The organism is Hydrogenophaga bisanensis, assembly GCF_042665135.1.
Taxonomy (GTDB): domain Bacteria; phylum Pseudomonadota; class Gammaproteobacteria; order Burkholderiales; family Burkholderiaceae_C; genus Hydrogenophaga; species Hydrogenophaga bisanensis.
On record NZ_JBHTBX010000001.1, the window covers coordinates 170,900 to 195,074 of the forward strand.

A 24,175-nucleotide genomic window follows, 5' to 3' on the forward strand; every position below is an offset into this window, starting at 1 on the left:
GGTCGGGAGCGTGACGCTCAACGGAACTGCGACAGGAAACGAAGGTCTCCATCGAAGAACAGGCGCAAATCGTTGACGCCATAACGCAGCATGGTGAAGCGGTCCAGCCCCATGCCGAAGGCAAAGCCGATGTGCTTCTCGGGATCCAGCCCCATGTTGCGCACCACCGTCGGATGCACCTGACCGGAGCCAGCCACCTCGAGCCATCGGCCAGCCAACGGACCCTGCTGGAACTGGATGTCGATTTCGGCGCTGGGCTCGGTGAAGGGGAAGAAGCTGGGGCGAAAGCGCAGCACCAGGTCGTCGGTCTCGAAGAAGGTGCGGCAGAACTCGGTGAACAGGTACTTCAGGTCCTTGAAGCTCACGTTCTCTCCGATCCACAGGCCCTCGCACTGGTGGAACATCGGCGAATGGGTGGCATCGCTGTCGACGCGGTAAGTCCGCCCCGGGGCAATCACGCGGATCTCGGGCATCGGCTGGCCCGCATCGGTCAGCGCCTTGTGCTTTTTCACATGTTCCAGCGCGTGTCGCACCTGCACCGGGCTGGTATGCGTGCGCAGCAGGTTGGGGGCCCGCTCACTGCCGCCTTCGACGTAGAAGGTGTCGTGCATCGAACGGGCCGGATGATCCTCGGGGGTGTTCAACGCGGTGAAGTTGAACCAGTCGGCCTCGATTTCGGGCCCTTGAGCGACCTCGAAGCCCATGGAACCGAAGATGGCCTCCAGACGCTCCATGGTCAGGGACACCGGGTGCAATCCACCCTGCCCGCGCTGACGACCCGGCAGGGTCACGTCCAGCGCTTCGGCCTTGAGTTGGGACTGCAACTCTGCATCGGCCAGTGCCTGACGGCGCGCGGTCAAGGCCGCTTCGATGGACTGCTTGGCCTGGTTGATGGCGGCACCGCGGGTCTTCTTATCCTCGACCGAGAGGGCACCCATGCCCTTCATCAACTCGGTGATCTGACCCGACTTACCCAGGTACTGGGCCTTGGCATTCTCAAGATCAGCCGGTGTGCCCGCCCGCGCGAATGCGTCGCGCGCGCTGTCAACCAGTGCGTCCAACTCGTTCATGTGTCTCTTTCGCTGATGCAATAAAAAAGGGGCTGAAGCCACCGGGGGTTCCCCCTCCAGCCTCAACCCCTTTGAGCGACGGCGATGACCGCTGACCGGCGACAGCCAGGGTCATCCGTCGTGAATCAAGCGGCGGCCAGCTTGGCTTTGACTTGCTCCACGATGCTGTTGAACGCAGCAAAGTCGTTGACAGCCAGATCAGCCAGCACCTTGCGGTCGATACCGATCTGGGCCTTTTTCAGGCCATTGGCGAACTGGCTGTACGTCAGGCCGCAAGCACGGGCACCAGCATTGATACGGGCGATCCACAGCTGGCGGAACACGCGCTTCTTGGTACGACGGTCACGGTAGGCGTACTGGCCCGCCTTCATCACCGCCTGCTTGGCGATGCGGAAGACGTTACCACGACGGCCGCGGAAACCCTTGGCCAGAGCCAGAACTTTCTTGTGTCGGGCGCGAGCCGTGACACCACGTTTGACGCGAGGCATGTGTGTTCTCCTTGTTCGTCAGTAATTACAGGCCAGCCATGGGCAGCATCTGTGCCATGTGACCCATGTTGGTCTCATGAACAGTCACCGCACCGCGCAGGTGGCGCTTGTTCTTGGTGGTCTTCTTGGTCAGGATGTGACGCTTGAAGGCTTGACCGCGCTTGACGGTACCACCCGGACGAACGCGAAAACGCTTTTTCGCGCTGCTCTTGGTCTTCATCTTGGGCATTCTCATGCTCCTTTTTCATTTGTGCTCGTGAGGCGCTGCGGTCACCTTGCCGCAGACTTGTTGGCCCCGAGCCACTTTTGGTCGGCTTACCTTTCGGTTCACCGGATTCGGTCAGCCGCACAGGGCGACTGCCTCAAGATGGCAGGAAGACTGAACCTGCCATCTCAATTCTGGCCAGTGCCCGCCCTCAAGGGGCAGACTGGGCAGCCGGCTCGGCTGCCTTGGGCGCGCCACCGCCCGCCTTCTTCTTGCCGGGAGCGATCATCATGATCATCTGCCGACCTTCCAGCTTGGGGAACTGCTCCACCACAATGCTGTCGGCGAGCTCATCGCGGATGCGGTTGAGCAACGCCAGTCCAAGTTCCTGGTGGGTGATCTCACGACCGCGAAACCGCAGCGTGATCTTGCACTTGTCACCATCGTCAAGGAAGCGCCGGATATTGCGCATCTTGATGTTGTAGTCGCCATCGTCGGTGCCGGGACGGAATTTGATTTCCTTGATCTCGATCACCGTCTGCTTGGCTTTGGCTTCCGCCGCCCTCTTCTGCTCCTGGTACTTGAACTTTCCATAGTCCATCAGGCGACACACCGGCGGGTTGGCGGTGGCCGCGATCTCGACCAGGTCAACGTCCAGTTCCCCGGCCATGCGCAGCGCTTCCTGCAGACTGACGATGCCCAAAGGCTCGTTTTCCGGTCCATTGAGGCGAACCTCAGGGGCCATGATTTCACGGTTCAGTCGGTGTGCACGCTCTTCACGCTGGCGGCGGTCGCGAAAGTTGGTAGCTATGGTTGTTCCTTTGCGTGGGCAGATTCAGGGATGCCGTCGCGCCACCATCACGGCAGCCAGACGGGCATCACCGCTGCGTTTGTCGATCAAACCCGGGATGAAACGTCAGCCTGGATCAGCTCAGCGAACTTTTCCAGCGGCATGACTCCGAGGTCTTTGTTGCCTCGGGCCCGCACGGCCACCGCGCCAGAAGCCCTCTCCTTGTCGCCCACGACGAGGATGTAGGGCAGCTTTTGCAACGCGTGCTCCCGTATTTTATACGTAATTTTCTCGTTGCGCAGGTCGGTCTCTACCCTAAGCCCTTGTTTTTGCAGCGCTTTCGCCACTTCCTGCACGTAGTCGGCCTGGGCATCGGTGATTCCGGCCACCACCACCTGCACCGGCGCAAGCCAGACGGGCAGCGCTCCCGCGTGCTGTTCGATCAGGATGCCAATGAAGCGCTCCAGGCTGCCCACGATGGCGCGGTGCAGGATCACCGGGCGCTGGCGGCTGCCATCCTCTGCCACATATTCGGCATCCAGCCGCTCCGACAGGTTGAAGTCCACCTGAATCGTGCCGCACTGCCACTCTCGGCCCAGGGCGTCCTTGAGGGTGTACTCGATCTTGGGTCCGTAGAAAGCCCCATCTCCCTCGGAGATCACGAACTCGCAGCCGGAGTGCCGCAGGCTGTCCATCAGCGCCTTCTCGGCCTTGTCCCAGAGTTCGTCCGAGCCGATGCGGGCAGCCGGGCGCGTGGAAACCTTGTAGAGAATCTCGGTGAAACCGAAATCGGCATACACCTGCTTGAGCACCTTGGTGAAGGTGTCGCATTCCGGGAGGATCTGATCTTCCGTGCAGAAAATGTGGCCATCGTCTTGCGTGAAGCCGCGCACGCGCATGATGCCGTGCAGGCCACCCGACGGCTCATTGCGGTGGCACTGGCCGAACTCGCCGTACCGCAAAGGCAGATCGCGGTAGCTCTTGATGCCCTGCTTGAAGATCAGGATGTGACCCGGGCAGTTCATGGGTTTGAGCGCATAGTCGCGCTTCTCGGACTCGGTCACGAACATGTTGTCGCGGTACTTGTCCCAGTGCCCGGTCTTCTCCCAGAGCGTCTGATCCAGGATCTGGGGCCCCTTGACCTCCTGGTAGCCGTTGTCGCGATACACACGGCGCATGTACTGCTCGACCTGCTGCCAGACCGTCCAGCCATTGGGGTGCCAGAACACCAGCCCCGGGGCGTGGTCGTCGATGTGGAAAAGATCCAGTTCCTTGCCGAGCTTGCGGTGATCGCGCTTCTCGGCCTCTTCAAGCATCGTCAGGTACTGCTGCAGGTCCTCCTTGGAAGCCCAGGCGGTGCCATAGACACGCTGCAGCATCTCGTTGCGGTGATCACCGCGCCAATAGGCACCGGCCACCTTCATGAGCTTGAAGTGCTTGAGCTTGCCCGTGCTGGGCACGTGGGGGCCACGGCACAGGTCCTCGAAGGCGCCTTCGCGGTACAGCGACACGTCCTCGTTGCTGGGGATGCTGGCGATGATCTCGGCCTTGTAGTGCTCGCCCAGCCCCTTGAAGTACGCCACCGCTTCATCACGCGGCAGCACGCGGCGCACCACCGGCTCGTCCTTGGCGGCGAGCTCGGCCATCTTCTTTTCGATGGCCACCAGGTCCTCGGGCGTGAAGGGTCGCTTGTAGGAAAAGTCGTAATAGAAGCCGTTGTCGATCACCGGTCCGATGGTCACCTGGGCGTCGGGGAACAGTTCCTTGACCGCGTAGGCCAGCAGGTGGGCGGTCGAATGCCGGATCATGTCCAGGCCGTCGGCATCCTTGGCGGTGACGATGGCCAGCGGCGCGTCCTCCGTGATCTGGTAACTGGTGTCCACCAGTTTGCCGTGGACCTTGCCACCCAGGGCCGCCTTGGCCAGCCCCGCCCCGATGGACGCAGCCACTTCGGCCACGGTGACAGGGCCGGGGAACTGGCGTTGGGAGCCGTCGGGAAGCGTGATGTTGAGCATGATGTCAGGTCCGGAAAACAAAAAGCGCGGTCGAAGCCGCGCTTGAGGGTGGGAAGGAAAAGGCAGGCGCGAACTGCAGGCCTCAGCAGGCCGGAAGGATCTCCGAAGTAGTTCGCGGTGTCATAACCAAGGTGCCTTTCTCGCTCTTGTATCTGGTTCAGCTGCGATTTTCCCACAAAAAAGCCCGGGGCGCGCCCGGGCTTCGTGTCTCCTCGGCCTCTTCGGGCCTGGGGATCAGTGGAACTGCTCTTCTTCGGTCGAGCCGGTCAGGGCCTTCACGGAGGAAGAACCGCCCTGGATCACGGTGGTCACGTCGTCGAAGTAGCCGGCGCCGACTTCCTGCTGGTGCGACACGAAGGTGTAGCCCTTCTCGCGCGCCTTGAATTCCGGCTCCTGCACCATTTCGGTGTAGTGCTTCATGCCTTCGCCACGGGCGTAGGCGTGGGCGAACTGGAAGGTGTTGAACCAGTTGATGTGGATACCGGCCAGCGTGATGAACTGGTACTTGTAGCCCAGCGCGGACAGGTCGTCCTGGAACTTGGCGATCTGCTTGTCGTCCAGGTTCTTCTTCCAGTTGAACGAGGGCGAGCAGTTGTAGGACAGCAGCTTGCCAGGGCAGGCAGCGTGCACGGCCTGGGCAAACTCACGTGCGAAGCCGATGTCGGGCACGCCGGTCTCGCACCACACCAGGTCGGCGTAGGGTGCGTAGGCCACGCCACGGCTGATGGCTTGCTCCAGACCGTTCTTGACGCGGTAGAAACCTTCTTGCGTGCGCTCACCGGTCAGGAAAGGCTTGTCGTTGGCGTCGTGGTCGCTGGTGATCAGGTTGGCGGCTTCGGCATCGGTGCGGGCCAGCACGATGGTGGGCACGCCCATCACGTCGGCGGCGAAGCGGGCGGCGATCAGCTTTTCGATGGCTTCCTGCGTGGGCACCAGCACCTTGCCACCCATGTGGCCGCACTTCTTCACGGCGGCCAGCTGGTCTTCGAAGTGCACGCCAGCAGCACCGGCGGCGATCATGTTCTTCATCAGTTCGAAGGCGTTGAGCACGCCGCCGAAACCGGCTTCCGCGTCAGCCACGATCGGCAGGAAATAGTCGATGAACTCAGGGCTGCCCGGCTCGATGCCACGGCTCCACTGGATCTCGTCAGCGCGCTTGAAGGTGTTGTTGATGCGGCGGACCATGGTCGGAACCGAGTCGTAGGCGTAGAGCGACTGATCGGGGTACATGGTTTCGCTGGTGTTGCCGTCGGCAGCGACCTGCCAGCCCGACAGGTACACAGCTTCCAGACCAGCCTTGGCCTGCTGCATGGCCTGACCGGCGGTGATGGCGCCGAAGGCGTTGACGTAGCCCTTCTTGGCGCCGCCGTTGACCTTCTCCCACAGCTTCTCGGCGCCACGCTGGGCCAGCGTGTACTCGGGCTGCATGGAGCCGCGCAGACGCACCACGTCAGCGGCGGAGTAACCGCGCTTGACCAGCTTCCAGCGGGGGTTGGTGGCCCAGTCTTTTTCCAGGGCTTCGATCTGCTGTTGGCGGCTCAGCTGCGCATTCAGGGCTTTGGTCATGAGAACACTCCGTGAGGTTGATGGTGAGGACTGCGGCGACGGGCTTGGTTTTTCGTGGCCGATGGACGTACTTTAAGTCTTATACAAGACCTCGTGAAGCTCTTATGTCTTATAGAAGACAAAATATTTTCTCATTAAAAATCAATACTTATTCGTTTATATTCCTCAATATGAAATGATTTTTCTTGAATCGAGAAATTTTGGCGCACCGCAGCATTACCTGATTTCATCATTCAAAAACAAAATCTTCCATCATGAAATTCCCCGTGCCTTTGCGACAGCCACCTGCTGTCAACAGAAAGACAGCCTGCGGTCATCAGGCATGATCCAGGCCATGACACGCGCTCTACCCCGCTCCTCGCCATCCCCATGGCTGGCCTACAGTTGTCTTGCCTTAAGCATGTCCCTGGTCGGCAGCTACGTGGCGCTGTCAAAACCACTGGTCGCCGTCATCCCGGTGTTTCTGCTGGCGTGGCTGCGTTTTGGCATCGGAGGCCTGGCCATGATCTCGTGGCTTCGCAAACCTGCCGATGAACCGCCCCTGACGACCAGAACGCGCTGGCTGCTGTTCCTGGAGTCCTTTCTGGGAAATTTCATGTTCTCCATCTGCATGCTTTTCGGTGTGAGTCTCACCACCGCCGTGGCGGCAGGCGTGGTCATGTCCTCCATCCCGGCGGTGGTCGCCATCCTGAGCGCCCTTTTCCTCAAGGAGCAGATTGGAAAGCGCACGGCCGCCGCCATCGTGTGTGCCGCCGCAGGTATCGGGCTCTTTTCCCTGCAGAAGCCTCCGGCAGACAGCAGTACAGCCTCGGGCGGGGAGTTTCTGGGGGTGTCTCTGGCGGTCTGGGGGAATCTGCTGGTCTTTGCGGCGGTCGTCTGCGAAGCGTCTTACGTTGTCATCGGCAAGCGCCTGACCGACGGCCTTGGGCCCAGGCGTATCTCGTCAATCATCAACCTCTGGGGATTTGCACTGGTCACCCCCTTGGGCATCTGGACCGCGTGGCACTTCGATTTCAGCCAAGTGACCCCTACCCTTTGGGGCCTGCTGGTGTTCTACGCCCTCGCTGCCAGCGTATGGACCGTGTGGCTGTGGATGACCGGCCTCAAGACCGTCCCGGCATCCCGTGCAGGGGTGTTCACCGTGATGCTGCCCGTCAGTGCGGCGGCCATCGGGGTGTTGTTCATGGGCGAGACCCTGACGGCATTGCAGATGCTGGCGTTCGGTATCGCGCTGATGGGCCTCCTGCTGGCGACCTTGCCGGGGCGCACCGCAGGCACCGCTTCAAGCTGATGGCTGGTTCAGAGGCACCACAGTCCGGTGGGTTGGGTGATGCCCATCCACAGGGCCCAACCGGACGTGCCCATGAGCGCCAGACCGGCGAGACGAATGGCCCACGCGCCCGAAGCGCCGCCGCGAAGACGCAGGAGCAGCCAGGGACCCGCCGTCAGCGAGACGGAGGTTCCCAGTGCGAACAGGGCCATGATCAAGGCACCATCCAGGGCGCTGGCTGACAGCGAGGCCATCAGCAAGGCCGAATACAGCAGACCGCAGGGCATGAGCGCCCAAGCCACGCCCAGCACCACGGGCGCTTTGGCCCCCAGCCGGACCAGCACCGGCCGCACTCGGCGCCAGACGCCTTGGGCGAGGTCGTCGATCCAGGCCGGCTGCCGAGCGCGCAGCACCAATGCCAGGCCCAGCAACAAGGCTGCCACATGGAACATGGTCCAGACGGGACGGATGACGGAGGTATTCGTCCCCAGCCAGGCCAGTCCCTGCACCGAACCCGCGGCAAACGCACCCATCAGCGCGTAGCCCAGCATCCGGCTGACCTGAAACGTCCAGAGTGCACGGGCACCTTGCTGCCCCGCCGCACGGCTGATGCCGGCGCAGGCAGCACCGCACATGGCCACACAGTGCGGTCCGCCCACCACACCCATCACCAGTGCCGTCATCGCCATGGAAGTCTGCATGGCGTGACTTTAAGGGCCCAGGAACACCAGCGCAGCCGGCAAGGTCACCGTCAGATGATCTTGGAAAAACGGGCGCGGTCGATGTCGGACTGAAGGTATCGGTCAAACACCATCGCAATCGCTCGCACCAGATACCACCCGGTGGAAGTGACCTGGATACCCTGGCCGTCGACCGTGACCAGCCCGAACTCGGACAAGCCGGACAAGGTCTCGAGTTCGCGCGCAAAGTAGGACCGGAAGTCGATCAGGTGCCCGAGTTCGATGGATTCGAACTGGACCGAACCCTGGCACATGATCGACATGATCACCGAACGGCGCAGAAGGTCGTCACGTGTGAGAGCCAATCCGCGCACGATGGGCAGACGCCCCTGATCGAGCGCGTCGTAGTACTCCTCCAGCGTCTTCGCGTTCTGACTGTAGGTGGCTCCGATGCGGCCGATGGCCGATACCCCCAAGGCGATCAGATCGCAATCCGGCTGGGTGCTATAACCTTGGAAGTTGCGGTGCAGGCGGCCCTGGCGCTTGGCGACCGCCAGCGCGTCGGTCGGCAAGGCAAAGTGATCCATGCCAACGTAGACATACCCGGCGTCGCTCATGGCGTCCAGCGACATGGACAGCATCGACAGCTTGTCGCCAGGGCTGGGCAACTCGGCGGCGATGATCCGACGCTGCGGCTTGAACCGGCTGGGCAGGTGTGCATACGCGTAGAGCGCGATCCGGTCCGGTCTGAGTTCGCTGACCTGAGCGAGGGTCCGGCGGAAGGACTCGGGCGTCTGAAGAGGCAAGCCGTAGATCAGATCCACATTGACCGATTCGAACCCGATCTTGCGGGCGGTTTCGACCAGCTTGAACACCTGCTCGGCCGGTTGCACACGATGAACCGCCTTCTGGACCGCCGGATCGAAGTCCTGCACGCCAAAACTGAGCCGGTTGAAGCCCAGTCGCGCCAGTGTCTGCAACCGCTGGTCGGTCACCGTGCGGGGATCCACCTCGATGGAGTATTCCCCCCCGGGCACTAGCGTGAAATTGCGGCGCAACATGGTCATGAGGTCTTCCAGCTCGGGGTCCGAGAGGAAGGTGGGTGTGCCGCCCCCCAGGTGAAGCTGGGACACGGCATGGCCCTTGCCGAAGTGCTGGACCTGAAGCTCGACCTCGCGGCTGAGATAGCGAAGGTACTCGGCCGCCCGCTCGTGGTGCTTGGTGATCACCTTGTTGCAGGCGCAGTAATAGCACACAGACTCGCAGAACGGAATGTGCACGTAAATCGACAGCGGCAGCGCCATGGACCCGGCCGCACGCTGTTCCAGTGCCTGGATGTAGTCGCTTTCAACAAACGCCTCCACGAACCGATCAGCGGTGGGATAGGAGGTGTAACGGGGACCGGGCACATCGAACCGCTTGAGCAGTTCGTCTGAAATGGCATGACTCACGGAAGATTCTCCAAACTTGTCTGGAACTGTGCACGAACGCATGCCTGCGCCCCTTGATCTTCATCAAGCGCCTGGCGACTACTGGGGAAACCACCGTCATCAAATCCGCGCCAGCACTGTGTTTCTCGACACCCGACAATCCTTTGGGTTAAGCTTGCGCGCGAAATACTCGCAAAAAGCATGGACATCCAAAGCATCAAAGTCGCCTGTTCGAGTTGCAACCTGCGGGAGTTGTGTCTGCCGATGGGCCTCAACGCGGACGAAATCGACAAGCTCGACAGCGTCATCAGCACACGCCGGCGGATCAAACGCGGGACGTCACTGTTCAACACCGGGGACAAATTCACCTCGCTGTACGCGGTCCGTTCAGGGTTCTTCAAGACCTGCATCACCACGGCAGATGGCCGGGATCAGGTGACCGGCTTCCAGATGACGGGCGAGATCATCGGCCTGGATGGCATCGTCAACGATCGGCACTCCTGTGATGCGATCGCGCTGGAGGATGCCGAAGTCTGTGTAATGCCTTTTGATCAGGTGGAGGAACTCTCCCGCGAGTTCACCACGCTCCAGCACCACGTGCACAAGATCATGAGCCGAGAGATCGTCCGCGATCATTCGGTGATGCTGCTGCTGGGCAGCATGCGGGCGGAAGAGCGTCTGGCGGCCTTCCTGCTGAACCTGGTGCAGCGCCTGCACGCGCGCGGGTTCTCCCAGTCGGAACTCATCCTGCGCATGACCCGCGAGGAGATTGGCAGCTATCTGGGCATGAAGCTGGAGACAGTCAGTCGCACCTTCTCCAAGTTCGTGGAGGAAGGCATCATCGAGGTGAAGCAGCGCTACGTGCACATCAAGGACACGGACGCCCTGCGAAAGATTGTCAACCCTCAGCCCTGCCGCTGAGTCGAGGGTTTGCCGAGGCGCAAGCAACGCGCCCCGGTATCAGTCAGTTGCAACCGTTGCGGGCGCAGTCCCTGGGTCGTTCGTCGGGCGGCACGGGACAGCGGTTGACCTCAAACGGGGACATCGCAAGCATGGTGGTGAGTGTGCTGGACGCCATGGCAAACACCCAGAAGACAAAGAACGCCAAGGTGTACACCGCCTGACGGGACATGGCCACCGGCTCGCCGAACCAGTGGAGATCACCCGGGTCGACCACCGCGAACACCAGCATTTCCATCACACCAGCGACCAGAAAAGCTGGCCAGGCAATCCACATCCATCTTTGGGCTTTTCCCATCGTCTGCTCTCCTGACTGACTGGTGAACGGATCCCCGGCATTCATACGGTGTGCGCCCAAGTCTGGGCGCACGAACCGTCACTTGCCCGCAGGCACCACCGGCGACGCGGCGTGGTTGCGCGCCTGATGGGCGGGCTGCATCCGGATGAGCGCCTCTTCCCGCGCCTTGCCTTCCAGATCCTTGGCGGCCGCCAGGTCCCGCTCGTACACGACCTTGTCCAGCACGGGGTCGGGGTTGCGCACCGCCAGGATGACCGTGGCAATGCCCGCCACGACCACCAGCAGCGGACCGCCGACGACCAGCCACATGTGCGGGACACGCCACCACGCGGTCGGCACGGGATGGCGGCTTGACGGAGCAGAATCTGACGACATGACGTGGTCCATGGAGTACCTTGGGAAGATCAGTTTAGCGGGGAACCAGAAACACGGCCTTTTCGACCACCTCGTCCACCGAGTCGCCGGTGGAGCGGATGGTGAACCGGATGGGGTGTGAGCCCGGTGATGCCGCATTCGGCGGAATCTGGACCGCCATGGGAGCGGAGCGAACCTCAGTGGGCAACACCTCCACCTCGGTCTCCGACGCGATGGCAATACCGTCCAGTCCTTCCACCGTGACACGGTAGACCTGCCTCTCCTCGGTGGCATTCATGATCTGGAGACGGAAGACGTTCTCGATGCGGCCGTGCTCGACCATTCGAGCCAGGGATCCGCGATCGCGAATCACGTCCACCTTGAGGGGGGTGCGCAGGAACAGGCTGGTAAATACCGCGATGGTGATGACCGCCAGAATGGTGGTGTACACCAGCACGCGGGGACGGAACGCGTGCCGGATCATCTCCTGGCGAGTCCATCCCTGGGCCATGCCGTTCTGCGTGGAGTATTTGACCAGACCGCGGGGATAGCCCACCTTGTCCATCACCTCATCGCAAACATCGATGCAGGCGCCGCAACCGATGCACTCGTACTGAAGGCCGTTCCGGATATCGATCCCGGTCGGGCACACCTGCACGCACAGCGAACAGTCCACGCAGGAACCCAGTCCAAGCGCCTTGGGATCCGCCTTCTTGGAACGGGCACCTCGCGGCTCGCCGCGCGCCTTGTCGTAGGTCACAATCATCGTGTCCTTGTCGAACATGGCGCTCTGGAATCGCGCATACGGGCACATGTACTTGCACACCTGCTCACGCATCCAGCCGGCATTGCCATAGGTGGCAAAACCGTAGAAAAAGACCCAGAAGGTCTGCCATGGCCCCAGGGACGCGGCCAGGGTCAATGTGGCCAGTTCCCGGATCGGGGTGAAATACCCGACGAAAGTGAAACCGGTCCACAGGGCAAACAACACCCACAGGAGGTGTTTCAGGCCGCGCTTGCCGAACTTGCTGGGCGACAGTGGCGCCTGGTCCAGACGCAGGCGCGCCGAGCGGTCGCCTTCGACCTTTTTCTCGATCCAGAGAAAAATCTCGGTGTAGACGGTTTGCGGGCAGGCGTAGCCGCACCACAACCGCCCCGCCACCGCGGTGAACAGGAACAGGGCCAGCGCGGAGATGACCAGCAGTCCGGTCAGGTAGATGAAGTCCTGGGGATACAGGACCAAGCCGAAAATGAAGAAGCGGCGCGCTTCAAGATCGAAGAGCACCGCCTGGCGGGCATTCCACTCCAGCCAGGGCAGGCCGTAGAAGACCAGCTGCGTGAGCCAGACCGTGGCCCACCGCCACTTGGTGAACAGGCCGAACACGGAACGGGGCTGGATCTTCTTGCGCGAGGCGTACAAGGAGACCATCACCTCGTCATCGGCAGGCACACCGGCGGGCGGTGCGTCTGACGATGCGGAAGCCGTGGGCTGTGGTGTCAACGCAGGGTCGGCAGCTGGCTGGGTCACTTAAGGTCCTGGCTGGATCGGGACGTCAGGAGACGTCCGGTTTACTTGGCCTTGTTGGACAAGCCCCACACATAGGAAGCCAGCACATTGATCTGGGCTTCGTTGAGCAGGGCGGCCTGTGCAGGCATCTGGTTGGTGAAGCCGTTGGTCACCGCGCGAACGATGGCCTCTTCACCCCAACCATGCAGCCAGACACCGTCGGTCAGGTTAGGTGCACCCATGGCCTGCATGCCCTTGCCATCCGGTCCGTGGCAGGCCGCGCAGGCACCCCACTTGCCCTTCCCTTCGGTGGCGCGCACGCTGTCGTGCGGGCTGCCGGACAGGCTCAGAACATAGTGAGCCAGGTTGCGAACGTCTTCCGGGCCACCCACGGCAGCGGCCATGGGAGGCATCACGCCGGTGCGACCTTGCGCGATGGTGGTCTTGATGTAGGCGTGGTCCGAACCACCCAGCCAGTCGGTGTCCGCCAGGTTGGGGAAGGACTTGCCACCACGCGCGTCAGAGCCGTGGCACTGGGCGCAATAGTTCATGAACAGTCGCTCACCAATCGCCATGGCTTGAGCATCGGCGGCAATCTGCTCCGGCGCCATGCCGTTGTACTTGGCGTACACCGGAGCGATGGCTGCATCCACCTTCTTGACCTCGGCCGTGTGCTGACCGGTTGAAGACCAGCCCAGGGCACCCTGAAACTTGCCGAACATCGGGTACATGGCACCGTACACCAGGCCAAAGATCACGGTGATGATGAACAGGTACACCCACCACTTGGGCAGCGGGTTGTTCATCTCCTTGAGGTCTTCATCCCAGACGTGACCGGTGGTGTTGTCGGCATGGGTAGCCGCCTTGGTCGTGCCGCTGATCCAGAGCAGCACTGCGCAGGCAAGAATGCTGACCAGGGTGGCAATGGCAACATAAAGGTGCCAGAAATCGCTAGTGAAATCGCTCATGATGTTTCTCTTTGTCGTGCCGCGGTTCAGTCTTCCTTGAAGGGCAGCTGGGCTGCCTCATCAAAGTCGGGCTGGTTGCTCTTGGACCAGGCCCAGACCACGATCCCCACGAAGGTCAGAAAGCTGACCGTGGTGACGATGCTTCGCAGGTCATTGATGTCCATGCGACCTCCGTTATTGCTGTGCCACCTTGGCGGCGCTGCGGGCAGTACCCAGAACCTGCAGGTAGGCGATCACAGCCTCCAGCTCGGTTTTGCCTTTGACTTCGTCCACCGACTTGGCGATCTCTTCGTCGGTGTAGGGAGCGCCGAGGGTGCGCAGCACTTCCATGCGCCTGGGCAACTCTTCAGCTTTCACTTGCTTGTTGGCCAGCCAGGGATACGCGGGCATGTTGGACTCGGGCACCACATCGCGCGGGTTGTTCAGGTGCACACGGTGCCATTCATCGCTGTAGCGACCACCCACACGGTGCAGATCAGGACCGGTCCGCTTGGAGCCCCACTGGAACGGACGGTCGTAGACGAACTCGCCAGCGACCGAGTACGGACCGTAACGCAGCGTCTCGGCCTGGAAGGGACGGACCATTTGCGAGTGACAGTTGTAGCAGCCTTCCTTGACGTAGACGTCGCGACCGGCCAGCTGCAGTGCGCTGTAGGGCTTGAGTCCCTCGACCGGCTGCGTGGTTGACTTCTGGAAGAACAGCGGCACGATCTCCACCAGACCGCCCACGGCCACCACCAGGGTGATCAGGACGATCATGAGGAAGTTGCTGGTCTCGATCCGGGCGTGGCCGGTGAGTTTTTCGTTGCTAGCCATGTTGTTCTTCTCCTCAGGCGTGGGCAGGGTTCACGGCCACCACAGGCGCGTTGATGGCGCGACCCTGGCGTGCAGTCATGACAACGTTCCACAGCATCACGATCATGCCGCTGAGGTAGAGCAAGCCACCGAGCAGACGGATCACGTAGAACGGGAAGGTGGCCTTGACCGATTCGACGAATGTGTAGGTCAGGCTGCCGTCGGGGTTGACCGAGCGCCACATCAGGCCTTGCATCACACCGGCAATCCACATGGCGGCGATGTACAGCACGATGCCGATGGTGGCGATCCAGAAGTGCAGTTCGATGGCGGGCACCGAGTACATCTTCTTCTGGCCGAACAGGCGTGGGATCAGGTAGTACAGGGACCCCATGGACACCAGACCCACCCAACCCAGGGCGCCGGAGTGCACGTGGCCCACGGTCCAGTCGGTGTAGTGCGACAGCGCATTGACGGTCTTGATGGACATCATCGGGCCTTCGAAGGTGGACATGCCGTAGAACGACAGGGACACGATCAGGAAGCGCAGGATGGGATCGTCACGCAGTTTGTGCCAGGCGCCCGAGAGGGTCATGATGCCGTTGATCATGCCGCCCCAGCTGGGGGCCAGCAGAATGAGGGAGAACACCATGCCGACCGATTGGGTCCAATCCGGCAACGCGGTGTAGTGCAGGTGGTGTGGGCCGGCCCACATGTAGGTGAAGATCAGGGCCCAGAAGTGGACGATCGACAGGCGATACGAGTACACCGGACGCTCGGCCTGCTTGGGGATGAAGTAATACATCATGCCCAGGAAGGCGGCGGTCAGGAAGAAGCCCACCGCGTTGTGGCCGTACCACCACTGCATCATGGCATCCTGAACACCGGCATAGGCCGAATAGGAGTGCGTCAGGCTGGTGGGCAGCTGAATGTTGTTGAAGATGTGCAGCAGCGCCACCGCGATGATGTAGGCACCGAAGAACCAGTTGGCCACGTAGATGTGCTTGACCTTGCGGATGCCGACCGTGCCGAAGAACACGATGGCATAGGCCACCCACACCACCGCAATGAGCAGGTCAACCGGCCAAATCAGTTCAGCATATTCCTTGCTCTGGGTCAGACCCATGGGCAGGGTGATCACAGCACTGATGATGACGATGTTCCAACCGATGAAGGTGAACCAGGCCAACGCGTTGGAGAACAGCGGTGTGTGACACGTCCGTTGGACAACGTAGTAGCTGGTCGCAAACAGCACGGAGCCCCCGAACGCGAAAATCACCGCATTGGTGTGCAGCGGTCGCAGACGACCGTAGGTGATCCATTCGATCCCCATGTTGAGTTCGGGCCAGGTGAGCTGGGCCGCAATGATCACGCCCACAAGCATGCCCACCACACCGTAGATCACGGACGTGATGGCAAACCAGCGGACCACGCTGTCGTTGTAGACCGCCGGGTGGCCGGTCTTTGTTGTCACGGACATAAAGAACTCCTCATCAATGTCACTGCCGGGAGTGTGCGTATTGCCTTCTCCCACCGCCTTGACTTAAGTCAATCACCCTTGAGAACCCGCTCAGCCTCGCGCTCGATGTTGTCAAACTGCCCCGACTGCAAGGCCCACCAGAAGACCCCGATGATCAAGAACACCAGCACGATGGACACGGGGATGAGCAAATAAAGAATATCCATGAAGCACTCACTTCAAATAGAAAACGGCATCAAGCCGCAGCGCGACCCGGTTGACGGGCCAGGCGTGCCGCGTTGGCAATGACGAGAAACGAGCTGCCCGCCATCCCAAGACCCGCCAGCCACGGGGGCATCCAGCCCACCATGGCCAGCGGAATGCTGATGGCGTTGTAGACCGCAGCCCAGATCAGGTTCTGCCGCACGATGCGCATGGTGTCTCGGGCCTGCTGAAGGGTGTCGACCACATCCATCAGCCGCCCCCCCTGGATCACATAGTCGGATTGCGCCTGCGCCAGTGCCGCCGCATGCCCCAGGGCGAACGAGGTGTTGGCCCTCGCCAGCACGGGACCATCGTTCAGACCGTCACCCACCATGGCCAGGGTTCTGCCGTTCTGTTGCAGCCGAACCACCTCCGCCAGCTTGTGCTCAGGCGTGGCACCAGCAATGACCTCATGGATCCCCAATTCGCCAGCCACCAGTCGGGCCGCACCTTCGCGATCGCCGGAAAGCAAAAGGGTGCGAATGCCCTGCTGGCGCAGCGCACTGACTGCCGTGATGGCATCCTCGCGCAGCTGCTCCTCCATTTCGAAGGTGGCCAGCCAGCCTTGCTCGTCAGACAAGTAGGCCCGCGGGCCATCAGACGTGCCCACGGTCACCACGCCAGCCCAGGCCGCCGAGCCAAGGCGGACATGGCCGTGGCGCTCAAAAGTGGCCGCCATGCCCTGCCCTGCCTGCTCGGTCACCTCGCCAGTGGGCCTGGTCGGCGTGACCGACTGCTGACGGGCGGCCTCGACAATTGCCTTGGACACCGGATGAAGCGAACCCTGCGCCAGCGACGCGGCCAAGGCCAGCACCTGCTCGCGGGCAACACCGTCGCGCATCGAGAGCTCTCGCACCTCCAGCCGATCTCGGGTCAGGGTGCCTGTTTTGTCAAACACCACCGTGTTGATGCCCGCCAGCGTCTCAAACGCCTGGAGCCGTCGGACCAGCACGCCACGGCGGGCCAGCGCTCCGGCAGACGCCAGCATGGCCGACGGTGTGGCCAGCGACAGCGCACAGGGACAGGTCACGATCAGGACCGCCACGGCCACCGCCACCGCCTTGCCGGGATCGGTCTGCCACCAGAAAGCGCCGGCCGCCAGGGCGCCCAGCACCACCACCACGAGAAAGGGCGCAGCAATCCTGTCCGCCAAAATGGCCAGGCGAGGCTTCTCGGTGGACGCCTTCTCCATCAAACTGACAATCTGCGCAAAACGGGTGTCCCGGCCGAGGCGCTCAATCCGCATCAACACGGGTCCGGCCAGGTTGAAGCTACCCGCCACGACCGGTTCGCCCCTCAGGCGGGTCAGCGGACGTGACTCCCCGGTCAGCAGGGCTTCATCCACCGTGGCCGACTCACACTCGATCAGGCCATCGCCCGGAAACGCCTGTCCGGCCTGCACACGCACGAGGTCACCAGTCCCCAGACGGCGCACCGAGACGGACTCGAAACTGCCATCCTTGCGCTGACGGTCACAGACTTCCGGCAGACGGTTCATCAAGGCATCCAGAGCGCCTGCGGTGCGATCCCTGGCCTTGAGCTCCAGATACCGCCCCCCCAACAGGAAAAAGACAAACATGGTCAGGGAGTCAAACCAGACCTCATGGCCCCAGAGACCCGTGGGATCAAACGTGGCGGCCGAACTGACCAGAAAGGTCACCAGAATGCCGATGGACACCGGCGTGTCCATACCGATACGGCCTTGGCGCAGATCTCGCCACGCGCTGCGAAAGAAAGGGCCGCTGGCAAAAGTCACGACGGGAACACTCAGCACCCAGCTGGCCCAGCGAAGGAGCTGGTCGATATCGGGTGGCATCTCCCCAGGCTCGGCCACGTAGGCAGGCCATGCATACATCATGACCTGCATCATGCAGAAACCGGCCACAAACAGGCGCCACAGCATCTGGCGCGTCTCACGCAGGCGTTCGCTGATGGACATGGCCTGCTGCATTGGGAGCAGACGGTAGCCGGTCCGCCCCACGATCTGGGCGAGCTCGGACATCCGCGTGCTGGCAGGATCCCAGCGCAGGGTCAACCGGCGAGTGGCAGCATGGACCTGCGCGCTGTGCACACCGGGCAGGCCCTGTAACGCACACTCCACCGTGTCCGCGCAGGCGGCGCAGTACATGCCCTGCACCATCAGCACGGACTCGGCCGTGGTCTGACCGTCTTCCTCATGGAGTTCGGTGAACTCCTTCTGCTCGACCGGGTCGTCCAGCACCTGGAAGTCGTCAGTAACGGTGAGCGGGCCTCGATGAGCGCCGAACAGGCCAGCGCCTTCGTCGGCCGACGAAGCTGGAGCAAGGGACCCCACCGGGGGCGCGGTGGCTGCCTGGTTCATGCGGCGAGGGTAATCGACAGGGTGGCTCATGCGGTTGACATAAATCAAGCGTACTCAGGCACGCCTTGCGTAGGCTATTGTCTTTCCAACAACTATTGGCAGGAGAAACCCATGTACAAGCGAATCCTCGTGGCCACCGACGGCTCGAAACTGTCCAAGATGGCGGTCGACCACGCCATCGGACTGGCCGACATCACCGGCGCCGAGGTGGTTGCCCTGAAGGTTGTCCCTCGCTATCCGCAGACCTACTTCGAAGGCGGCGTCGCACTGGCGGCGTCGGAAGTCGCCCGTATCGAGAAGCAATGGCAGGAAGAAGCCATGGAGGCGGTCAACGCCGTCAAGGCTGCCGGCCAGAAACGGGAAGTCAAGGTCAAGCCGGTCACCGCCAAGTCGGACCTGATTGCCGAAGCCATCATTTCGGCCGCCAAGCGCAACAAGTGCGACCTGATCGTGATGGCCTCCCACGGTCGCAAGGGTCTCAAGCGGCTCCTGCTGGGCAGCGAGACCCAGCAGGTGCTGACCCATTCGCACATTCCGGTGCTGGTTCTGCGCTGAGCCTGGGACCGGGGCTGTTCAGCGGAACAGCCCTTGGTACGTTTCCCGCAAGAGGTTCTTCTGCACCTTGCCCATGGTGTTGCGGGGCAATTCGTCCACAATGAAGCAGTGCTTGGGCACCTTGAAGTTCGCCAGGCGTGACTTGAGGTCCGCGATCAGCGCCTGCGGATCCGGTCGTGCACCCGACCTGGGAATCACCACCGCGACACCCACTTCCCCGAAATCCGGGTGCGGCACCCCGACGACGGCACTCTCCGCCACCCCGGGCATTTCATTGATACAGCCTTCGATCTCGGCCGGGTAGACGTTGTAACCACCGGAAATGATCAGGTCCTTGCTCCGGCCCACGATGGTCACATAACCATCGGCATCGATGCGACCCACATCGCCCGTCCGGAAGAAGCCGTCTGCGGTGAACTCCTCGGCTGTCTTCTCCGGCATCCGCCAGTAGCCACCGAAGACGTTGGGTCCGCGCACCTGGATGCCACCGACCTCACCGACGGGCACCACCGCGCCCGTATCATCCATGATGCGAAGATCCACCCCCGGCAAGGGAAAGCCGACTGTGCCTCCACGACGCTCGCGGGCATCGCCGAACCGGGCATCGGAATCACAGGGGTTGGAGGTCAGCATGATGGTTTCACTCATGCCATATCGCTCCAGGATGGTGTGCCCTGTGCGGCGCTCCCACTCCCTGAACGTCTCGATCAGCAGCGGTGCCGACCCGGAAATGAACAGCCGCATGCGCGCCGCCTGCTCACGCGTGAGCGAAGGTTCGCCCAACAAGCGGACGTACAGCGTCGGCACCCCCATGAACACCGTGGCGCGCGGCATCAGACGGATCACGGCCTGCGGATCGAAGCGGTTGAGCCACAGCATCGGACTGCCGTTGATCAGCGCACCGTGAATCGCGACAAAGAGGCCGTGGACATGGAAAATGGGCAACGCATGGATCAGCACGTCATCGGGCTGCCAGCGCCAGTAGTCCTTGAGCACGAGGGCGTTCGAGAGCATGTTGCCATGCGACAGCATCGCGCCCTTGCTTCGCCCGGTCGTGCCGCTGGTGTAGATGATGACCGCCAGATCATCGGCCTTTCGATGCACCGGCTCGTGCACGTCGGCATGGTGGGCGGCACGGTCCAGCAGACTGCCGGTCCGGTTCTCGCCCAGGGTGAACACATGGCGGGTTCCCGCCGTGAACGCGATCTTGGACACCCATCCGTGATTCTGCGGACTGCACACCACCACCGATGGTTCGGCGTTACCAATGAAGTACGCGATCTCCGCGCTCTGGTAGGCCGTGTTGAGAGGCAGATAGACATACCCCGCCCGCAGCGTGGCCAGGTAGAGGATCAACGACTCCACGGACTTCTCGACCTGAACCGCAATCCTGGCACCTTCGGGCAGATCCAGCGAAACCAGCAGATTGGCCATCATGGCCGTGGCCCGCTCAATGTCGCGCCAGCTGTAATGCAGTCCCGCCCCAGGGCCATCGATCACCTCGACGGCCGTGCGGTCCATATCGGCTGGAAAGCATTGACGAAGGAAGGAGAACAGGTTCTGGTTGTCCATGGATGAAGGCGAATCAGCGAAAGACAGGAGGTCGTTTTTCCATGAAAGCGGCCACCCCTTCCCGGTGCTCCGGGTGGGATGCATAGTCGTAGGCGCGAGCCAGCAGGGCCTCCATGGGCGCTCCCGCCGCCAGTGCCCGCAGCGTCTGCTTGTTGCGGCGGGCCGCCAGTGGGCTGAGCTGGCTCATGCCCTTGAGCAAACGCTCGACATCGTGGCCGAGATCGTCCTCGGGCACCACCCGGTTGAGGAATCCGCGCTCTTTCATTTCGGTGGCGGTCAGCACGGCAGCGCACAGCAGCATCTCCCGCGCTGTCAGGTCACCCACCGCCCGCCCCACCAGTTGTGCCTCTCGGGGCGCCATCGGGAAGCCCAGCCGGGCAATGGGGGCGCCAAACTTCGCCCCTTCCGTCGCCAGACGCACATCACAGGCACTGGCAATCTCCACGCCTGCGCCCATGCAATTGCCCCGGATCGCCGCAATCACCGGAATGTCACATTCAAGCACGGCCTGCAATCCACCCCAGACCTCGTCTTCGTGAAAGGACCGCAACTGCGCCTGTTCGAACCGGAACGAGGGATACTCCGAGATATCCCCGCCAGCACAAAAGTGGCCGCCCTCACCTACCACCACCACGGCCACCAGCGAGGCTTGCTGGCTGAGTGACTCGAACACCTGGCGCAGGTCGCGCCACATGCTTCGGGACATGGCGTTGAACCGGGGAGGATTGTCGATGCGCACCCACGCGACGCCCGATTCGACGTCACAGCGGACCATACCGCTCATGCCCTGCCCTCCGATCGCCTGGTGGCCCACCACCACAAACCTGCGCCGGCCAGGATCATGGGGATGCACAGCCATTGCCCCATGCTCATGCCCAGCGACAGCAGCCCCAGGTGGGCATCGGGCTCACGGAAAAACTCGGCGATGAAGCGGAACACGCCATAGCCCAACAGGAAGGCACCACTGACCTGACCCGTGGCCCGCGGCCGGCGGGCATACAGCCAGAGCAGGATGAACAGCAGCAGCCCCTCCATCAGGAACTGATACACCTGCGACGGATGCCGGGGCAGATCACCGGCCCCACGGAACACCATGCCCCAGGGCAACGACGGATCGGCCACCCTCCCCCACAGCTCACCGTTGATGAAGTTGCCGACCCTGCCGGCCGCCAGCCCGGTTGGCACGCAAGGCGCGATCAGGTCCATCACCTGCAACCAGGGACGCCGGCGCGAGCGTGAAAACCACACCATGGCCAGCAACACGCCGAGCAAGCCCCCATGAAAACTCATGCCGCCTTGCCAGACCGCAAAGATCTCCAGCGGGTGCGCCAGGTAGTAGGCCGGCTTGTAAAACAGGCAATAGCCGATGCGTCCCCCGGCAACCACCCCGAGGACACCCAGGAACAGGATGTCCTCGATGTCTCGTCGCGACCAGGGAGAAGGCGTGGCAATGGAGGCGAAGGGCTCGTGGCGCAGGCGACGCGTGCCCAGCCAGAAGAACAGCCCAAACGCAGCCAGGTAGGTCAGGCCGTACCAGTGCACGGCGAGCGGGCCCAGCTGCAAGGCCACGGGATCGATGGCGGGATGTTGGATCATGCCCCGCATTGTGCCGGAGGGTGAGGACACCCTGCCGGCCCATCATGTCAGCAATCAGCCTTGCAACTGGGAGAGATCGCGCACGGCACCCTTGTCGGCCGATGTGGCCAGCAAGGCATAGGCCTTGAGCGCAGCGGACACCTTGCGCGCCCGGGGCTTGGCCGGTTTCCAGCCCTTGGCGTCCTGCTCAGCCCGACGGCGGGCCAGCTCATCGTCGCTCAACAGCACGTCAATGCAGCGATTGGGAATGTCGATGCGGATGCGGTCGCCGTTGCGGACCAGGCCGATCGCACCGCCCGCAGCCGCCTCGGGCGAACAATGCCCGATCGACAGGCCCGAGGTGCCGCCGGAGAAGCGCCCGTCCGTCAGCAGCGCGCAGGCCTTGCCCAAGCCCTTGGATTTGATGTAACTGGTCGGATAGAGCATTTCCTGCATGCCGGGCCCTCCCTTGGGGCCCTCGTACCGCACCACCACCACGTCGCCCGACTTGACCTCATCGTTCAGGATGTGATCGACGGCTTCGTCCTGGCTTTCGACCACATGGGCGGGCCCTTCAAACACCAGCAGGCTGTCGTCCACGCCCGCGGTCTTGACGACACACCCGTCCAGCGCGATGTTGCCGCGCAACACCGCCAGGCCGCCTTCCTTGCTGAAGGCGTGCTCGTACGAGCGGATGCAGCCAGCGGCACGATCTGTGTCCAGGCTGGACCAGCGGGTGCTCTGGCTGAAGGCCACCTGGGTGGGAATGCCCGCCGGTCCGGCCATGTAGAAGGTCTTGACATCGTCGGCCGGTTGGCGGGCGATGTCCCATCGGTCCAGCGCGTCCTTCATGCTCGGCGCGTGCACCGTCGGCACATCGGTGTGCAGCTTGCCCGCGCGATCGAGCTCGCCCAGGATGGCCATGATGCCGCCAGCGCGATGGACATCCTCGATGTGGTACTTGTCGGTGTTGGGCGCGACCTTGCAAAGTTGGGGCACGTGCCGGGACATGCGGTCGATGTCCTCCATGGTGAACGGGATCTCGGCCTCCTGGGCAATGGCCAGCAGGTGCAGGATCGTGTTGGTCGAGCCTCCCATGGCGATGTCCAGCGCGATCGCGTTCTCGAACCCCTTGATGCCCACGGCACGCGGCAACAGGCGCTCGTTCTCCTGCTCGTAGTACTCGCGGCACATCTCGACAATGCGGCGACCTGCGCGCTTGAACAGTTGTTCCCTGTCCGAATGGGTGGCCAGCACCGTGCCATTGCCCGGCAGGGCCAGGCCGAGGGCCTCGGCCAGGCAGTTCATCGAATTGGCGGTGAACATGCCCGAGCAAGAACCGCAGGTGGGGCAGGCCGAACGCTCGACTTCGGCGACCGTGGCGTCATCCACCTTGTCATCAGCCGCCATGACCATGGCATCGATCAGGTCGATCTTCTTGATCTTGACGGTCTGCTCGCCGGGCACGGCCAGCCGCACACGGCCAGCCTCCATTGGCCCCCCGGAGACGAAAATCACGGGGATGTTCAGCCGCATGGCCGCCATGAGCATGCCGGGGGTGATCTTGTCGCAGTTGGATATGCAGACCAGGGCATCCGCACAGTGCGCATTGACCATGTACTCGACCGAGTCGGCGATGACATCACGGCTGGGCAGCGAGTACAGCATCCCATCGTGGCCCATCGCAATGCCGTCATCCACGGCAATCGTGTTGAACTCCTTGGCCACCCCACCAGCTGCTTCGATCTCACGCGCCACCAGCTGCCCCAGGTCCTTGAGGTGCACGTGCCCCGGCACGAACTGGGTAAATGAGTTGGCGATGGCGATGATGGGCTTGGAAAAGTCCCCATCCTTCATGCCGGTGGCCCGCCAGAGGGCGCGGGCGCCAGCCATGTTGCGGCCGGAGGTCGAGGTCTTGGATCGGTAGGCAGGCATCGTGAGGCTCGGTTGGGAGAGATGAAATGGCTGACGGAAATTATCTCCGACCGTCCGGGGCAAAGCACCAATGGGCCT

At 62.5% G+C, this 24,175-nt stretch carries 24 protein-coding genes; 3 read left to right on the plus strand and 21 right to left on the minus strand.

The window, feature by feature from the left end; all coding sequences use genetic code 11:
• Positions 1-17 precede the first annotated feature (17 nt).
• From pheS to aceA, 6 genes are all read right to left on the minus strand, one after another.
• On the minus strand, positions 18-1,070 hold the full coding sequence (gene pheS / locus ACFQNJ_RS00845; protein WP_382253124.1) for a phenylalanine--tRNA ligase subunit alpha: 1,053 nt from the start codon (positions 1,068-1,070) through the stop codon (positions 18-20).
• A gap of 125 nt (positions 1,071-1,195) precedes the next feature.
• Positions 1,196-1,558, minus strand: a complete 363-nt coding sequence (rplT, locus tag ACFQNJ_RS00850) for a 50S ribosomal protein L20 (protein ID WP_382253126.1) — start codon at positions 1,556-1,558, stop codon at positions 1,196-1,198.
• Between the two features lie 25 nt (positions 1,559-1,583).
• Positions 1,584-1,787 (minus strand): 50S ribosomal protein L35, encoded by a 204-nt coding sequence (gene rpmI, locus ACFQNJ_RS00855; RefSeq protein ID WP_374639246.1) that lies wholly within the window; start codon positions 1,785-1,787, stop codon positions 1,584-1,586.
• Positions 1,788-1,974: 187 nt separating this feature from the next.
• On the minus strand, positions 1,975-2,574 hold the full coding sequence (infC, locus tag ACFQNJ_RS00860) for a translation initiation factor IF-3 (protein WP_374639248.1): 600 nt from the start codon (positions 2,572-2,574) through the stop codon (positions 1,975-1,977).
• 86 nt (positions 2,575-2,660) lie between these two features.
• Complete coding sequence (gene thrS / locus ACFQNJ_RS00865; RefSeq protein WP_382253128.1) at positions 2,661-4,568, minus strand: threonine--tRNA ligase; 1,908 nt, start codon at positions 4,566-4,568, stop codon at positions 2,661-2,663.
• A 234-nt stretch (positions 4,569-4,802) separates the two neighbouring features.
• Positions 4,803-6,134 carry an isocitrate lyase gene (gene aceA / locus ACFQNJ_RS00870; protein ID WP_374639219.1) on the minus strand — a complete coding sequence of 444 codons (1,332 nt, stop codon included), beginning with the start codon at positions 6,132-6,134 and terminating at the stop codon, positions 4,803-4,805.
• A 334-nt stretch (positions 6,135-6,468) separates the two neighbouring features.
• On the opposite strand from aceA, the gene ACFQNJ_RS00875 reads away from it, so the two are divergent.
• Positions 6,469-7,425, plus strand: coding sequence for a DMT family transporter (locus ACFQNJ_RS00875; protein WP_382253615.1), 957 nt, complete (start codon positions 6,469-6,471; stop codon positions 7,423-7,425).
• Between the two features lie 8 nt (positions 7,426-7,433).
• Here ACFQNJ_RS00875 and ACFQNJ_RS00880 read toward each other — a convergent pair whose 3' ends face one another.
• On the minus strand, positions 7,434-8,105 hold the full coding sequence (locus ACFQNJ_RS00880) for a sulfite exporter TauE/SafE family protein (protein WP_374639220.1): 672 nt from the start codon (positions 8,103-8,105) through the stop codon (positions 7,434-7,436).
• Positions 8,106-8,155: 50 nt separating this feature from the next.
• Complete coding sequence (gene hemN, locus ACFQNJ_RS00885; protein ID WP_382253130.1) at positions 8,156-9,535, minus strand: oxygen-independent coproporphyrinogen III oxidase; 1,380 nt, start codon at positions 9,533-9,535, stop codon at positions 8,156-8,158.
• 180 nt (positions 9,536-9,715) lie between these two features.
• On the opposite strand from hemN, the gene fnr reads away from it, so the two are divergent.
• The gene (gene fnr / locus ACFQNJ_RS00890; protein ID WP_374639222.1) at positions 9,716-10,435 is read left to right on the plus strand and encodes a fumarate/nitrate reduction transcriptional regulator Fnr; all 720 of its coding nucleotides are present in this window, start codon (positions 9,716-9,718) and stop codon (positions 10,433-10,435) included.
• A 43-nt stretch (positions 10,436-10,478) separates the two neighbouring features.
• Here the strand turns inward: fnr and ACFQNJ_RS00895 are convergent, their stop codons facing one another.
• The 9 genes from ACFQNJ_RS00895 to ACFQNJ_RS00935 form a co-directional block, all read right to left on the minus strand.
• On the minus strand, positions 10,479-10,772 hold the full coding sequence (locus ACFQNJ_RS00895) for a hypothetical protein (protein WP_374639223.1): 294 nt from the start codon (positions 10,770-10,772) through the stop codon (positions 10,479-10,481).
• Between the two features lie 78 nt (positions 10,773-10,850).
• Positions 10,851-11,147, minus strand: coding sequence for a FixH family protein (locus ACFQNJ_RS00900; protein WP_374639224.1), 297 nt, complete (start codon positions 11,145-11,147; stop codon positions 10,851-10,853).
• A gap of 34 nt (positions 11,148-11,181) precedes the next feature.
• A complete protein-coding gene (gene ccoG / locus ACFQNJ_RS00905; RefSeq protein ID WP_382253617.1) occupies positions 11,182-12,555 on the minus strand; it encodes a cytochrome c oxidase accessory protein CcoG in 1,374 nt (457 codons plus the stop codon).
• Positions 12,556-12,695: 140 nt separating this feature from the next.
• Positions 12,696-13,601, minus strand: coding sequence for a cytochrome-c oxidase, cbb3-type subunit III (gene ccoP / locus ACFQNJ_RS00910; RefSeq protein ID WP_382253132.1), 906 nt, complete (start codon positions 13,599-13,601; stop codon positions 12,696-12,698).
• 26 nt (positions 13,602-13,627) lie between these two features.
• The gene (locus ACFQNJ_RS00915) at positions 13,628-13,765 is read right to left on the minus strand and encodes a cbb3-type cytochrome oxidase subunit 3 (protein ID WP_382253134.1); all 138 of its coding nucleotides are present in this window, start codon (positions 13,763-13,765) and stop codon (positions 13,628-13,630) included.
• Positions 13,766-13,775: 10 nt separating this feature from the next.
• A complete protein-coding gene (gene ccoO, locus ACFQNJ_RS00920) occupies positions 13,776-14,417 on the minus strand; it encodes a cytochrome-c oxidase, cbb3-type subunit II (RefSeq protein ID WP_382253136.1) in 642 nt (213 codons plus the stop codon).
• A gap of 13 nt (positions 14,418-14,430) precedes the next feature.
• Positions 14,431-15,876: a cytochrome-c oxidase, cbb3-type subunit I gene (gene ccoN, locus ACFQNJ_RS00925; RefSeq protein WP_382253138.1), complete on the minus strand. Its 1,446-nt coding sequence runs from the start codon at positions 15,874-15,876 to the stop codon at positions 14,431-14,433.
• 68 nt (positions 15,877-15,944) lie between these two features.
• Positions 15,945-16,082 carry a cbb3-type cytochrome oxidase assembly protein CcoS gene (gene ccoS, locus ACFQNJ_RS00930; RefSeq protein WP_382253140.1) on the minus strand — a complete coding sequence of 46 codons (138 nt, stop codon included), beginning with the start codon at positions 16,080-16,082 and terminating at the stop codon, positions 15,945-15,947.
• 29 nt (positions 16,083-16,111) lie between these two features.
• Entirely contained in the window at positions 16,112-18,460 is a 2,349-nt protein-coding gene (locus tag ACFQNJ_RS00935) for a heavy metal translocating P-type ATPase (protein ID WP_382253141.1), read from the minus strand.
• 111 nt (positions 18,461-18,571) lie between these two features.
• Between ACFQNJ_RS00935 and ACFQNJ_RS00940 the strand changes: the two genes are divergently transcribed.
• Positions 18,572-19,015 (plus strand): universal stress protein, encoded by a 444-nt coding sequence (locus ACFQNJ_RS00940; protein ID WP_374639231.1) that lies wholly within the window; start codon positions 18,572-18,574, stop codon positions 19,013-19,015.
• 18 nt (positions 19,016-19,033) lie between these two features.
• On the opposite strand, the gene ACFQNJ_RS00945 is transcribed toward ACFQNJ_RS00940, so the two are convergent.
• The 4 genes from ACFQNJ_RS00945 to ilvD are packed head-to-tail and all read right to left on the minus strand — an operon-like array spanning position 19,034 to position 24,097.
• A complete protein-coding gene (locus ACFQNJ_RS00945) occupies positions 19,034-20,587 on the minus strand; it encodes a malonate--CoA ligase (protein ID WP_382253143.1) in 1,554 nt (517 codons plus the stop codon).
• A gap of 13 nt (positions 20,588-20,600) precedes the next feature.
• Entirely contained in the window at positions 20,601-21,371 is a 771-nt protein-coding gene (locus ACFQNJ_RS00950; protein ID WP_382253145.1) for an enoyl-CoA hydratase/isomerase family protein, read from the minus strand.
• Positions 21,368-22,183, minus strand: coding sequence for a prolipoprotein diacylglyceryl transferase (lgt, locus tag ACFQNJ_RS00955; RefSeq protein ID WP_382253146.1), 816 nt, complete (start codon positions 22,181-22,183; stop codon positions 21,368-21,370). The genes ACFQNJ_RS00950 and lgt overlap by 4 nt, the downstream gene beginning before the upstream one ends.
• 54 nt (positions 22,184-22,237) lie before the next feature.
• Positions 22,238-24,097: a dihydroxy-acid dehydratase gene (gene ilvD / locus ACFQNJ_RS00960; protein ID WP_382253148.1), complete on the minus strand. Its 1,860-nt coding sequence runs from the start codon at positions 24,095-24,097 to the stop codon at positions 22,238-22,240.
• Positions 24,098-24,175: the final 78 nt, after the last annotated feature.

Excerpts from the sequence above, each read along its gene's own strand:
- ACFQNJ_RS00900 (WP_374639224.1), bottom strand. The coding sequence starts at position 11,147 with ATGTCGTCAGATTCTGCTCCGTCAAGCCGCCATCCCGTGCCGACCGCG.
- ccoO (WP_382253136.1), bottom strand. The coding sequence starts at position 14,417 with ATGGCTAGCAACGAAAAACTCACCGGCCACGCCCGGATCGAGACCAGC.
- ilvD (WP_382253148.1), bottom strand. The coding sequence starts at position 24,097 with ATGCCTGCCTACCGATCCAAGACCTCGACCTCCGGCCGCAACATGGCT.
- lgt (WP_382253146.1), bottom strand. The coding sequence starts at position 22,183 with ATGATCCAACATCCCGCCATCGATCCCGTGGCCTTGCAGCTGGGCCCG.
- ccoP (WP_382253132.1), bottom strand. The coding sequence starts at position 13,601 with ATGAGCGATTTCACTAGCGATTTCTGGCACCTTTATGTTGCCATTGCC.
- ACFQNJ_RS00915 (WP_382253134.1), bottom strand. The coding sequence starts at position 13,765 with ATGGACATCAATGACCTGCGAAGCATCGTCACCACGGTCAGCTTTCTG.
- thrS (WP_382253128.1), bottom strand. The coding sequence starts at position 4,568 with ATGCTCAACATCACGCTTCCCGACGGCTCCCAACGCCAGTTCCCCGGC.
- ACFQNJ_RS00895 (WP_374639223.1), bottom strand. The coding sequence starts at position 10,772 with ATGGGAAAAGCCCAAAGATGGATGTGGATTGCCTGGCCAGCTTTTCTG.
- aceA (WP_374639219.1), bottom strand. The coding sequence starts at position 6,134 with ATGACCAAAGCCCTGAATGCGCAGCTGAGCCGCCAACAGCAGATCGAA.
- ccoG (WP_382253617.1), bottom strand. The coding sequence starts at position 12,555 with ATGGTCTCCTTGTACGCCTCGCGCAAGAAGATCCAGCCCCGTTCCGTG.
- pheS (WP_382253124.1), bottom strand. The coding sequence starts at position 1,070 with ATGAACGAGTTGGACGCACTGGTTGACAGCGCGCGCGACGCATTCGCG.
- ACFQNJ_RS00875 (WP_382253615.1), top strand. The coding sequence starts at position 6,469 with ATGACACGCGCTCTACCCCGCTCCTCGCCATCCCCATGGCTGGCCTAC.
- ACFQNJ_RS00950 (WP_382253145.1), bottom strand. The coding sequence starts at position 21,371 with ATGAGCGGTATGGTCCGCTGTGACGTCGAATCGGGCGTCGCGTGGGTG.
- ACFQNJ_RS00945 (WP_382253143.1), bottom strand. The coding sequence starts at position 20,587 with ATGGACAACCAGAACCTGTTCTCCTTCCTTCGTCAATGCTTTCCAGCC.
- fnr (WP_374639222.1), top strand. The coding sequence starts at position 9,716 with ATGGACATCCAAAGCATCAAAGTCGCCTGTTCGAGTTGCAACCTGCGG.
- ACFQNJ_RS00940 (WP_374639231.1), top strand. The coding sequence starts at position 18,572 with ATGTACAAGCGAATCCTCGTGGCCACCGACGGCTCGAAACTGTCCAAG.
- ccoN (WP_382253138.1), bottom strand. The coding sequence starts at position 15,876 with ATGTCCGTGACAACAAAGACCGGCCACCCGGCGGTCTACAACGACAGC.
- rpmI (WP_374639246.1), bottom strand. The coding sequence starts at position 1,787 with ATGCCCAAGATGAAGACCAAGAGCAGCGCGAAAAAGCGTTTTCGCGTT.
- ACFQNJ_RS00935 (WP_382253141.1), bottom strand. The coding sequence starts at position 18,460 with ATGAACCAGGCAGCCACCGCGCCCCCGGTGGGGTCCCTTGCTCCAGCT.
- ACFQNJ_RS00880 (WP_374639220.1), bottom strand. The coding sequence starts at position 8,105 with ATGCAGACTTCCATGGCGATGACGGCACTGGTGATGGGTGTGGTGGGC.
- rplT (WP_382253126.1), bottom strand. The coding sequence starts at position 1,558 with ATGCCTCGCGTCAAACGTGGTGTCACGGCTCGCGCCCGACACAAGAAA.
- ccoS (WP_382253140.1), bottom strand. The coding sequence starts at position 16,082 with ATGGATATTCTTTATTTGCTCATCCCCGTGTCCATCGTGCTGGTGTTC.